Origin of the sequence: Methylomonas sp. Kb3, assembly GCF_002834115.1 — a bacterium.
Lineage (GTDB): Bacteria > Pseudomonadota > Gammaproteobacteria > Methylococcales > Methylomonadaceae > Methylomonas > Methylomonas defluvii.
In genome coordinates, this window is sequence record NZ_PIZT01000003.1 from 55885 (window position 1) to 68036 (window position 12152).

Below are 12152 nucleotides of genomic sequence, written 5' to 3' on the forward strand. Positions count from 1 at the left end.
CGCGATGAAACCCCTGTTGATTGCCACACTATCGATAGCGCTCATCACCGATGCGGGGGCCGACATTTTTAAATACACCGATCCTAGCGGTCGGGTGTATTACACCGACGAACCGAAAAAGGGCTTTGATTACCGCTTGATCATTCGCACCCGACCGCGTACTTATAAACACGACCTAAAGTTCATGTCGGGCAACAAGCTCAAGTTCAACGACTTAGTCGCCAAGGCCGCGGCCAAACATCAAATGGACCCAAAACTGCTGCATGCGGTGATTCAAGCCGAATCGGCCTATAACCCCAATGCGGTGTCCTCGGCCGGCGCGGTGGGCTTGATGCAACTGATGCCGGATACCGCGCGCCGCTATGGCGTGACCGACCGGCGCGATGCCGAACAGAATGTCGATGGCGGCACCCGCTACTTGAAAGATTTACTGGCGATGTTCAACTCCAATCTGACCTTGGCGGTAGCCGGTTATAATGCCGGCGAAGGCGCGGTGATGAAATACAATAATAGCGTGCCGCCCTATCCCGAAACCCGCAATTATGTGCAGCACGTGATGGCGCTGTATCGGAAGAGTTAATTGAAAGCTGCTGCCCTCAAGCAATTGATTGCCGGCTCGACCGAACTGTTTTCCCTGCCCGATATTTATTTTCAACTCAGCGAAATGATTCGGGATTCGCGTTATTCTCTGGCTGACATCGGCAAGGTCATTGCCAAGGACCCTGCACTCAGTGCGCGTTTGTTACGGGTAGTAAATAGTCCTTTCTACGGTTTTCAAGCCAAAATCGACACCATTTCCCGCGCCGTTACCGTAATAGGCATCGACGACTTGAGTAACCTGGTATTGGCAACCACGGTCGTTGATCGCTTCGGAAAAATCCCCGGCGAACTGATCGACATGACCTCGTTTTGGATGCGCAGCATTCATTGCGCGGTGATAGCCCGACTGCTGGCAAAAGCCAGCGCCGTGCTGCATACCGAAAGACTTTTTCTGGCCGGCCTTTTACACGACATAGGCTCACTGATACTCAGTCAAAAAATGCCCGAGCAATATCTAAGCGTATTGCTTGCCGCAGACCACAACCGCGCTTTGTTGGCCGGTTTCGAACAAGAACTGATTGGTTTCACTCATGCTGAGGTCGGCGGGGAATTACTAAAAATCTGGGGCTTACCGGAATCCCTCTACGAAACCATAGGCTGTTATCTGAATCCTGCCGATGCCCAAATACACAAACTGGACGCTCATTTACTGCATATGGCGGCGCGCTTGGTCGATAGCGGCCAACAAGCCGATGGCTTGGAAATAGCCGTAGCTGAATTTTCTAACCAATCGTTAACGCTGGTGCGTCTGACACGAGAGCAAACCATTTCGATAATGGAGCAGGTGGAAGAGGAGTTTTTGCAGATGTTTGAATTACTCGGACCGAACAAAAAATTTCACTAAACGGTACTGGCAAGCATTTTCTGCTACCGTAAGTCGCGGTAAATCAGAGAATATTGACCCCAAACTTGTCGAGTAAAGCCACCAATTTTATCAAGGGCAATCCTACTAATGCATTGGGGTCCTCGCCGACAATTTTACTAAATAGCGCGATCCCCAAACCCTCGGATTTGAAGCTGCCGGCACAGTCGAAGGGCCGATCCAAATCAATGTATTTTTCAATCTGCGACGAGGTCAGCGTTTTGAATTGCACACTACAAACATCCATATCGCTCAGGTGCCGGCCCGATACGCTATTAAAAACGCAGACTCCAGTATAAAATTGCACGGTCCGGCCGGATTGCTTGGCAAGTTGTTGAATTGCCGCGTCGCGCCCGCCGGGTTTTCCCAATATCTCTTGGTCCAGCACGGCAACCTGATCGGAACCGATGATTAAATGATTAGGGTATATTTTGCCGACTTCTTCAGCCTTCGCCAGCGATAATCTGCGCACCAAAGCATAGGGCGATTCGCCGGCTTGCGGGCTCTCATCGACGTCACTGCTGCAACTTAAAAAAGCAAGACCCAGTTTTTCCAACAACTGGCAACGGTATTTCGAACTCGAAGCAAGGACTATGGCGGTCATCGGTTAGGTAGTGATTTGAGTCGGTGTGCGTTTGACGCAACAGTTAGTTATCTGTATCATTGTACAGTTATGTCAGACAAGTTTCCCGACCTTATCGATCCCTTATTATTCGCCGAAAGACGCGGCGCGTTTTCCGGGGATATAAAAATCGCTGCGCTCGAGCGCTTGTCTGGTAGCGTGATCGATCATGGTGGCAGTGTTAGCGCCAAGGTCGAATTTGGTAAGGAAGGTAAACGCATTGTCGTTGCCGGCCATATCGAGGGTGTTGTGGAATTGGCGTGTCAGTCTTGTTTACAAGCACTGGCTTGGCCGTTGGATATCGATTTTAAATTGGCTGTTGTTGCTTCGCTACAGGAAGCAAAGCAACTGGACGATTGCGAACCGCTATTGCTGGACGGCGACACCGTATCGTTGAACACGGTGATCGAAGACGAAATCCTGCTGGCTTTGCCCGACTACCCTCGGCATGAACACAATTGTCTCGCCCACAACCGTTCGGAAGATGCCGATTACAGCGCAACAGATAGTCAGACTAAGGCTAACAACCCTTTTTCTGTTTTAGCAAAACTTAAAAAAACTGGAGATTGAAATGGCAGTACAAAAGAGCAAAGTATCGCGTTCCAGACGCGGTCAACGTCGTTCACACGATGCATTAGTCGGTAAAACCCTGTCTCAGGATCCGTTGACCGGCGAAACCCATCTGCGTCACCACATGACGCCGGACGGTTTCTTCAAAGGCCGTCAAATCATTGCCGGCAACGACGAAGATTAATCGTTTTAAACTGCCATAGGCCGACTCGTAATTTATTCGCAAATCGAGTCGAGCAGCCCTTAGTCCAAGACGGGCCGCAAACATCGCGTTTTACCGCGCAATCGTCAGCATGACGGGCAGTAATATTTGATTTATTGATAGTCTCTGAGTAAGCCAACACGTCGCTGGACAGCTGTTGGCTCCTTTCAACTTCTGGAGTTAGTCCTAAGCGTGAGCTCAACTCTCTCAATTGATGCCATGGGCGGGGATTTCGGTCCTCAAGTTACCGTACCTGCTTCACTGGCCTGTTTACGAAAAAATCCGGACTTAAATCTGATCATGGTGGGCGATGAAGCGGTTCTTGGTAACCTGCTATCCCAAGCGCTGGTCGAGTTCAAAGGTCGGATCAGTATTCAACACGCCTCGCAAGTGGTCGAAATGGACGAAGCGCCGCAAAAAGCCTTGAAGAACAAAAAAGATTCTTCCATGCGCGTGGCGATTAATCTGGTCCAGGAAGGCAAGGCCGACGCCTGCGTCAGCGCCGGTAACACCGGAGCGCTGATGGCGACAGCCCGTTTCGTGCTGAAAATGATTCCCGGCATCGAACGCCCGGCGATTATTTCCACATTGCCGTCTACTTTCGGCCACACCCACATGCTCGATTTAGGCGCCAATGTCGATTCCAGCGCCGAACAACTCTACCAATTTGCCGTGATGGGCGAAGAAGTGGTCAAGGCCGTGGAAAAAATCGAGCGTCCGCGTATCGGCTTGTTAAACATCGGCGAAGAAGACATGAAAGGCAACGAACAAGTCAAAGCCGCCGCTAAATTGCTGGAAAGCTCCGGACTGAATTACATCGGTTACGTGGAAGGCAATTCGATTAACGCCGGCAGCGTCAAAGTCGATTTAATCGTCTCGGACGGTTTCGTCGGCAACATCGCCCTAAAATCTATCGAAGGCGCGGCGAAAATGATAGGCAGCAAACTGAAAGACAGTTTTTCGCAAAACTGGCTGACCAAATTAGCCGGATTGATCGCGTATCCTGTTCTGAAACGCTTCAAAGACAGTATAGACCCGCGCCTCTACAACGGCGCCAGTTTCATCGGCCTACGCGGCTTGGTGATCAAAAGCCACGGCGGCGCCGACGCTCTGGCTTTCGAAACCGCCATTCATCTGGCGGAAGTCGAAGTCGCACAGGGCCTTATTCGTAAAATCAGCGAAAAACTAGAACTCGCGCTGGCCCAAAAGGTTGATGAATGACACGCTGGACTCATGTTATCGGTACGGGCGGCTATCTGCCCGAAACCATCCGCACCAATGACGATATATCCGCCACGGTGGACACATCCGACAGCTGGATCTACGAAAGAACCGGCATCAAAAGCCGCCGCATAGCCGGTCCCGACGAAACCGCTTCCAGCATGGCGGAAATCGCCGCCAGACAAGCCATTGACGCAGCCGGAATTGCCGCTGACGAAATCGACATGATCATCGTCGCCACCGGCACACCGGATCGCGTCTATCCCAGTACGGCCTGCCTGTTGCAGGAGCGCCTGGGCATCAAGCAATGCGTCGGCTTCGATATTCAGGCCGCCTGCTCGGGTTCCGTTTACGGACTCAGCATCGCCGACCAATACCTGAAAACCGGTTTTGCCAAAAACGTACTGGTAGTAGGCACGGAGATTTGCTCACGCATCGTCGATTGGACCGACCGCGGCACCTGCATCCTGTTCGGCGACGGTGCCGGCGCGATTTTGCTGACCTCCAGCGATAAGCCTGGCATCTTGTCCACGCATATCCACTCCGATGGCGGCTACGAAGATTTATTGTATTGCCCCAATCCGCAAGTAGCGGCAGTCGCTAAGCAAAACGAGCCAGCTTACATCAGCATGCGCGGCAACGAAGTTTTCAAGGTGGCAGTCAACACCTTGGGCAGGATTGTCGATGAAACCCTGGAAGCCAACGGCTTACGGCAAAGCGACATCGATTGGCTGGTGCCGCATCAGGCCAATACGCGCATCATCGCCGCCACCGCCAAGAAGCTGGGCATGTCGATGGACCAAGTGATTCTAACCCTGGAAAACCAAGGTAACACGTCCTCCGCCTCCGTGTTATTGGCGTTTAACGAAGGCGTGCGCGACGGCCGTATTCAACGCGGACAAACCGTATTAATGGAAGCTTTTGGAGCCGGTTTTACCTGGGGTTCCGCATTAATCAGGTACTAATCATGACGACGATAGAACAAAGTTACAATCTGGCATTCGTATTTCCCGGACAAGGCTCGCAAGCCGTCGGTATGCTGGGCACCCTGGCCGCCGCCAACCCATTGGTCAAGCAAACTTTCGAACAAGCTTCAGACGTACTCGGTTTCGATCTGTGGAACATGGTCGCCAACGGCCCGGACACCGACTTGAACCAAACCCATAACACCCAGCCGGCGATGCTGGCGGCCGGCGTTGCGGTGTGGCGGGCCTGGTGCGAAAAAACCGACATCAAACCCGCCTGGATGGCCGGCCATAGCTTGGGTGAATACACCGCCCTGGTCTGTTCCGGTGCGCTGGGTTATGAAGACGCCATTCGCCTGGTCGCCGAGCGCGGCCGCCTGATGCAGGAAGCGGTACCGGCCGGAAAAGGCGCGATGGCGGCTATTCTGGGCCTGGAAGATCATCAAGTCGTTAACACCTGCGCTGAAGTCGCCAATGGCGAAATCGTCGCTGCCGCCAATTTCAATGCCCCAGGCCAAGTGGTGATTGCGGGCGAAACCGCCGCAGTGGAAAGAGCGATGGAAGCCTTAAAAGCGCTGGGCGCCAAACGTGCATTAAAACTACCGGTTAGCGTGCCGTCCCACTGCGCATTGATGGAAGCGGCTTCCGACAAATTAAACGAAATATTGCAAAGCCTTAACGTCGAGATGCCCAATAGCACGCTGATCCACAACGCCGACGTCAAATCGCACGGCTCGCCGGAAGTGATTCGCTATGCATTGAAAGAACAATTGTTCAAACCGGTGCGGTGGGTGGAAAGCGTCAAATTCATGCACGAACAAGGCGTCACCGCTTTTGTTGAATGCGGGCCCGGCAAAGTATTAGTCGGTTTAAACAAACGCATAGCGCCTGATGCAACGCATTACACCATTTACGACCCCGAAACCATTGACAACGTTGTGGAGCAACTCCGTGGATAAAAAACTCGCCATTGTTACCGGCGCCAGCCGCGGCATAGGCCGGGCCATTGCCGAAAAATTGGTCGCCGACGGCTTTTTTGTGGTCGGCACCGCCACCTCCGATAGCGGCGCTGAGGCGATTTCAGCTTATCTGGGCGACAACGGTAAAGGTTATAAACTCAATGTCGCCGATTCCGCTGACATCGACAGCTTTATCAAAGCCACCGGCGACGAATACGGCACACCGGCGGTTCTGGTCAATAACGCCGGCATCACCCGCGACAACCTGCTGATGCGAATGAAAGACGAGGAATGGGACGACATCATCAACACCAATCTGACCTCAATCTTCAGAATGAGCAAAGCCGTATTGCGCGGCATGATGAAAGTCCGTTACGGCCGCATCGTCAATATTTCCTCGGTGGTCGGTTCCACCGGCAACGCCGGCCAAACCAACTACGCAGCGGCCAAGGCCGGCATGGTCGGCTTTGCCAAATCCATGGCCAAAGAAGTGGGTTCACGCGGCATTACCGTTAATACGGTATCACCCGGCTTTATCGATACCGATATGACCAAGGAACTGTCGGAAGACATCAAAAATGCCCTGCTGGGCTCGATTGCTTTGGGCCGTTTGGGACAGCCGGAAGAAATCGCCCACGCTGTATCTTTCCTGGCCTCCGAGCAAGCCTCGTACATCACCGGCGAGACCTTGCATGTGAATGGTGGCATGTACATGCCGTAAAGCCGGCACATTGCTTCAAACAAAAAAGGCCGGCAACTCAATGGGTTGCCGGCCTTTTTTGTTGCTTGATCACCCCCGCTGCAACACCATCGCCACTGCCGCAGCCCGTGTCGACACACCGAGCTTTTCAAAGATATGCTCCAGATGTTTGTTCACGGTCCTGGGACTGGTGGTAAGGATGATGCCGATTTCCTTATTAGTCTTGCCGCGGGCAATCCACATTAAAATCTCGGCCTCACGAAAGGTCAGCTTCAGCTTGTCGCGCAGGGTTTCCGGCGTCCATTGCGCGTCTTCGCGCTGTAATAACAGCAGATATTCATCCGGATTCTGGCAGGCGCCGACCCGCAACGCAAAGCCTGGCGCCAGACGATGCGCTTCCGTTTCGGCTGCCACCTCGCTGCGCCCGCTTTGCCGCAACCAGCGTTGAAACCAGCCACGCATGCTTTCCGGCAACAGCTTATCCGCAGTCTGCTGCGCCCCTCCTTCTTGTAATTCGGCAAAATCGTCCAACCATTCGCGAGCCGCCGGCGTCAGCCAGACAATGCCGCCCGCCGCATCCACCGCCACGGCGGCGAAATCGTGATGATCTAGTAAACTCTCGGCCCGCCGTAAATTGCGCGATTGGGTCAGATGCACTTCAATTCGCGCCAGCACCTCGGCCGGCCGAATCGGCTTGACGATGTAATCCAACGCCCCCTCGCCGAAGCCGCGCAGCAAATCGTCCAATTCGCTAAGCCCAGTCATGAACAACACTGGAATCGGCGCGGTGGCCGGATCGGCTTTCAAACGGCTACAGGTCTCGAAACCATCTATGCCCGGCATCATCACGTCCAGCAAAATGATGTCGGGTTTGACATATTGAATCTGCTCGATGGCCGAACAACCGTCGGTCGCCACCAACACCCGATAATTGGCCTCGGAAAGCGTATCGGATAGCAGAGCCAGATTGCCGGGCGTATCGTCGACTATCAACACCGTGCCATTGCTGGCGGATACTTCCATCATCGGGACACCTCCTGTTTGTGCATCTGCAATAGTTTTCGGATTTCGCCTACCCTAAATTCATTTGCCAAGGCTGTCAGCTTGGCAAAAAAAGCGTTGTAACGCGGCTCGGCTTGCCTGAGCTGTTCCAACACTTTCTTCAATCCCAACAAGTCGCCGATCCGCACGCATTCCACACAGGCTTGCAATAATTCCGGCGGCGGCATCAGCATAGGCTCGGCCGCTTTTTCGGGAACCGTTTGCCCTGGGTCGTCCCGATAGATCCAGTGCAGCGATAAATATAACTTCAGCTTGCTCATCAACTGCGTTACCTGAATCGGCTTGGACAGAAAATCGTTACAGCCGGCATTCAACACTGCCAGCCGATCACCAGGATAGGCGTTGGCGCTCAGCACCAGAATCGGCATCTGCAAACCACGTTCGCGTAAACGCATCGCGGTTTCGATACCATCGATGCCGCTCATCGAAATATCCAGCAGAATCAGATCCGGCTGCTGTACCGCCACTTTGTCCAAACAAGCCTCGCCGGAATCGGCCTCCTCCAGATAAAACCCCAGCGGCTCCAGCAAAGACAACAGCAATTCGCGATGTTCGCGCTGGTCGTCCACCACCATGATCCGCCGGCGCGCGCCTTGATAGCCGATGATAGGTGCCAGAGGTTCGGCTTCATTTTCTACGCCCAAGCTCGGCAACAACAACCGCACACTAAACGTCGAGCCCTCGCCAACCTTGCTTTGCACCGTCAACTCGCCGCCCATCACCTCCGTGAGAATTTTGCAGATCGTCAATCCCAGGCCGCTACCTGACACCGCATTGCCTGTCGGGGTATCCAGCCGGGTGAAGGGTTGAAAGATGTTTTGCAATTGCTGTTCATCAATACCGCTGCCGGTATCGGACACCTGAAAGCTGGCTACACCGCTGCTGTAACCGATCCGAAACACCACACAGCCCTGGCTGGTAAATTTGATGGCATTGCCAAGCAGGTTCATCAAAATCTGCCCTACCCGCTTTTCGTCGCCGCGTATGCGCTGCGGCAGCACTGTGGTCAATTGGCAATTAAAACTCAAGCCCTTGTCTTCTGCTTGCGCTTTGAAAACATGTACCAAATGCTCGATAAACCCGGGGAAATCGATAGGCTGATACTTAAAATCGAATTTGCGCGCCTCGATACGGGCGATGTCTAAAATATCTTCGATCAACGCACTCAAATGCTCGCCGCTGCGCTTCAAGGTATCCACCGCCTGCCTACGGTTTTCGGGGATATTGGGGTCCTGGTGCAAAATGTGGGCATAGCCGACGATGCTGTTTAGCGGCGATCTAATCTCGTGGCTCATATTGCTCAAAAACCGACTCTTGGCCTGATTGGCGGCATCCGCCATACGCCGGGCCTGCTGCAACTTCAGATCGGTTTGTTTGTGTTGTTCGATTTCCTGCAACAGCAACTGGGTCTGCTTGGCGGTTTCCTCATGCGCCACCCGCCGGCTCTCGGCATTCAAAATCAGCCACCAGGTACACAACCCAATAAACACCAACAACGAGGCGTAAATCTTCAGGAAATTGTTGATCAACAAACCAAAAGCCGGCTGATTGTGCTGAACACTAATTAAATCCTGATAATAAATAATGCTGATAAAAATCCCGGTCAGGATGGTCAGAAACCCAAACAACAAACCAAAGCGCAACAACCGCAAACGCGCGGTAATCCCAATAAAATCCGGCATCAGGCGCTTGGCCAGGCTTTCCAGATAATCGTCGAAGCGAAATCCCGGCTTGCAGGCATCCAGGCAACGGGCGTCCAGTGTGCAGCACAGGGAACAGATACTGCCTGCGTAAGCAGGGCAATAGGCCATGTCGTCGTGTTCAAAGTCGTTCTCGCAGATCGAACACTTGGCATGCGAATGGCGATTATGCTGCTTGCGGTCGCGGGCGAGATAGTGCTTGCCCTTGCTCAAACAAGCGATAGTCGGCACCAGCAAAAACGCCAGACTCAGCGCGATAAACGCCGAAAAAGCCTTGGGCCATTCGCCGAACAGGCCGACATAGGCCAGAATCGACACCACCGACGCCACAAAAGTAGCAGCCATTCCCACCGGATTAAGATCGGACAAATACGCACGCTTGAATTCGATTTCCTTCGGGCTGAGCCCCAAAGGTTTATTAATCATCAACTCCGCCGCCACCGCGCTGATCCAGGCTATCGACATATTCGAGAACAAACCCAACACCTTTTCCAGCGCGCCGAATACGCCGAACTCCATCAGCAACAAGGCAATGAGGACGTTAAACAGCAACCACACCACCCGGCCCGGATGGCTATGCGTCAAGCGTGAAAAAAAGTTCGACCAAGCCAGCGAGCCGGCATAAGCATTGGTAACGTTGATCTTGATCTGACTCAACACCACGAACAAGGTCGTGGTCGCCAAGGCCCATTGCGGATTCTCGAATAGCTCGTTATAGGCTACCAGATACATTTGCGTCGGTTCGTGGGCATGCTGGGGACTGATGCCGTGGCGTATCGCCAAATGCGCCAGCAAGGCACCCGCTATTTGCCTAATCACCCCAAACACGACCCAGCCCGGCCCAGCCGCCAGCATCGCTGCCCACCACTTAAACCGGTTAGCCTTGGTTTTATCCGGCATAAAACGTAGAAAATCCACCTGCTCGCCGATTTGCGCCACCATCGAAAATGCCACGGTAGTCGCGGTGCCGAACAACAGCCAATCGAAGCCTTCCCCACTGCCGGCGATCCAGAAATACGCCTGCAAAGTCATCAGCGCTTCCGGCTCGGCATGCGCCACGGCGATATACGGCGCTATCAACAGCGCCAACCACACCGGCTGCGTCCATAACTGCATTCGGCTGATGGTGGTAATCCCAAACGTCACCAAGGGCACCACGATTACCGCGCTGACCACATGCGCAAGCGCGAGCGGAATCTGAAAATATAATTCAATCGCCAGCGACATGATCGAGGCCTCCAGCGCAAACAGCGTGAAGGTAAACGAGGCATAAATCAGGGAAGTGACGGTAGAGCCGATGTAGCCGAAGCCGGCGGCGCGGGTCAGTAAATCGATGTCGATATGGTAGCGGGCGGCGTAATAACTGATCGGCAGACTGGTGATAAAAATCACGATGCCGACGATCAAAATCGCCCAGCAGGCGTTGGTAAAGCCGTAGTTGATAGACAAAAACCCACCGATGGCTTCCAGCACCAGAAACGAGGTCGAGCCGAAGGCGGTGTTGGCGACCTGGAATTCGCTCCATTTCCGGAAGCTGCGCGGCGCGTACCTGAGCGCGTAGTCTTCCAGGGTTTCGTTGGCGACCAGGGCGTTGTAGTCGCGGCGGATTTTGGTGATGTTTTGGTGAATTGGCTTCATAGTTGTGTCGCTGCCGCGACGGGTGTTTTTAAAGTCGGGTCTCGGCCCGACGGCCGAGTGACTTTTCTTTGTTTGGCCAAAGAAAAGTCACCAAAAGAAAAGCCACCCGGATGCCGCTGATACCCTGCGCTCCGAAACTTTTGAACGGGGTTGCCGAAAGGGGCTTCCTGCCCCTTCGGCAACGCGATGCATCCCTGCATCGCCCCTACGGGCTATTCCGTTCAAAAGCTCCGGTGCTCGGCGCGGCATACGGGACAAAACCATCGCACTATCAAAAAGGATTGGGTCCAATCAAGGAAACCAATTCGTAGGCCAGAATAAGCCGCTAGGCGTTTCTGGCGTTCAACGTTTGCCGGAAACGCTAACGCTTATTCCGGCCTACATGGCTGAAATGGCTAAATGTACGGATTTCGTAGGGTGGGCACGGTTTATGTGCCCACGCGGACAAACCCTTCATTCCCCCGCAACCGTAATATCAACGCCATCACCCCAATCCATCGAATAAACACCCTCCTTAACATAACGATGAAACGTCGAATAAGGCCACTCGCTGACTTGCCGACAATATCCGTGTTTCACCGGGTTGAAATGGACGTAATCCATATGCCGGGCAAAATCGATTTCATCGCGAATTTGATGCTCCCAAAACCGGCGTTGCCATATCGTCGATTCCCGATGCTTTTGTTTCGACGTATTGATCCATTCGGCCCGCCGATACGCTTCGCCACAAGCCATGCTCACCTGCCGTTTGATCACGCTCCAACGGGTTGCATAATCCCCATCTTCAACCGGGCAATGTCCAAATGCAGTGCAAATGGTCCGGCAACAACACCCAGGCGTCTATGGTAAACGGCCGTTTGGCGCGGGTGATTGAAATCGCCTTGCGCAAAGCCTCCCGCACCGGTTCATCGCACAAAATCGCTTGCCGCCGATACGCCACCACCGTGAAAAAATACGTTGCACCGGGATTTTGCGGGCTGCGGTAACGGGACATTAATTTGAGGCGTTAATTTTTGGCGTTTAATTCGGGTTTGTGGTGTTCTCGCGTGGG

At 53.5% G+C, this 12152-nt stretch carries 13 protein-coding genes; 8 read left to right on the plus strand and 5 right to left on the minus strand.

Annotated elements, in window-relative coordinates; genetic code table 11:
* Positions 1–4 precede the first annotated feature (4 nt).
* The gene (locus CWO84_RS02330; protein ID WP_033158930.1) at positions 5–580 is read left to right on the plus strand and encodes a transglycosylase SLT domain-containing protein; all 576 of its coding nucleotides are present in this window, start codon (positions 5–7) and stop codon (positions 578–580) included.
* Complete coding sequence (locus CWO84_RS02335) at positions 581–1444, plus strand: HDOD domain-containing protein (protein WP_101051674.1); 864 nt, start codon at positions 581–583, stop codon at positions 1442–1444. It abuts the gene before it with no gap.
* 43 nt (positions 1445–1487) lie between these two features.
* Here the strand turns inward: CWO84_RS02335 and CWO84_RS02340 are convergent, their stop codons facing one another.
* The gene (locus CWO84_RS02340) at positions 1488–2066 is read right to left on the minus strand and encodes a nucleoside triphosphate pyrophosphatase (RefSeq protein WP_033158928.1); all 579 of its coding nucleotides are present in this window, start codon (positions 2064–2066) and stop codon (positions 1488–1490) included.
* 69 nt (positions 2067–2135) lie between these two features.
* Here CWO84_RS02340 and CWO84_RS02345 point away from each other — a divergent pair, with 69 nt between their 5' ends.
* The 6 genes from CWO84_RS02345 to fabG all read left to right on the plus strand — a co-directional run bounded on the left by CWO84_RS02345 (position 2136) and on the right by fabG (position 6722).
* Positions 2136–2654 carry a YceD family protein gene (locus CWO84_RS02345; RefSeq protein ID WP_033158927.1) on the plus strand — a complete coding sequence of 173 codons (519 nt, stop codon included), beginning with the start codon at positions 2136–2138 and terminating at the stop codon, positions 2652–2654.
* Position 2655: 1 nt separating this feature from the next.
* Positions 2656–2838 carry a 50S ribosomal protein L32 gene (gene rpmF, locus CWO84_RS02350; protein WP_033158926.1) on the plus strand — a complete coding sequence of 61 codons (183 nt, stop codon included), beginning with the start codon at positions 2656–2658 and terminating at the stop codon, positions 2836–2838.
* 210 nt (positions 2839–3048) lie between these two features.
* Positions 3049–4077, plus strand: a complete 1029-nt coding sequence (gene plsX, locus CWO84_RS02355) for a phosphate acyltransferase PlsX (RefSeq protein ID WP_101051676.1) — start codon at positions 3049–3051, stop codon at positions 4075–4077.
* A complete protein-coding gene (locus CWO84_RS02360; RefSeq protein WP_101051677.1) occupies positions 4074–5042 on the plus strand; it encodes a beta-ketoacyl-ACP synthase III in 969 nt (322 codons plus the stop codon). Before plsX ends, CWO84_RS02360 begins: the two co-directional genes overlap by 4 nt.
* Before the next feature lie 2 nt (positions 5043–5044).
* A complete protein-coding gene (gene fabD / locus CWO84_RS02365) occupies positions 5045–6001 on the plus strand; it encodes an ACP S-malonyltransferase (RefSeq protein WP_101051678.1) in 957 nt (318 codons plus the stop codon).
* Positions 5934–6722: a 3-oxoacyl-ACP reductase FabG gene (gene fabG / locus CWO84_RS02370; RefSeq protein ID WP_205453687.1), complete on the plus strand. Its 789-nt coding sequence runs from the start codon at positions 5934–5936 to the stop codon at positions 6720–6722. The genes fabD and fabG overlap by 68 nt, the downstream gene beginning before the upstream one ends.
* A 69-nt stretch (positions 6723–6791) precedes the next feature.
* Here the strand turns inward: fabG and CWO84_RS02375 are convergent, their stop codons facing one another.
* From CWO84_RS02375 to CWO84_RS25225, 4 genes are all read right to left on the minus strand, one after another.
* Positions 6792–7727: a response regulator transcription factor gene (locus CWO84_RS02375; RefSeq protein ID WP_101051682.1), complete on the minus strand. Its 936-nt coding sequence runs from the start codon at positions 7725–7727 to the stop codon at positions 6792–6794.
* Positions 7724–11101, minus strand: a complete 3378-nt coding sequence (locus CWO84_RS02380) for a response regulator (protein ID WP_101051684.1) — start codon at positions 11099–11101, stop codon at positions 7724–7726. The genes CWO84_RS02375 and CWO84_RS02380 overlap by 4 nt, the downstream gene beginning before the upstream one ends.
* A 453-nt stretch (positions 11102–11554) precedes the next feature.
* On the minus strand, positions 11555–11836 hold the full coding sequence (locus CWO84_RS25220; protein WP_346426957.1) for a hypothetical protein: 282 nt from the start codon (positions 11834–11836) through the stop codon (positions 11555–11557).
* Positions 11837–11885: 49 nt separating this feature from the next.
* The gene (locus tag CWO84_RS25225; RefSeq protein WP_343221768.1) at positions 11886–12095 is read right to left on the minus strand and encodes a transposase; all 210 of its coding nucleotides are present in this window, start codon (positions 12093–12095) and stop codon (positions 11886–11888) included.
* Positions 12096–12152 lie beyond the last annotated feature (57 nt).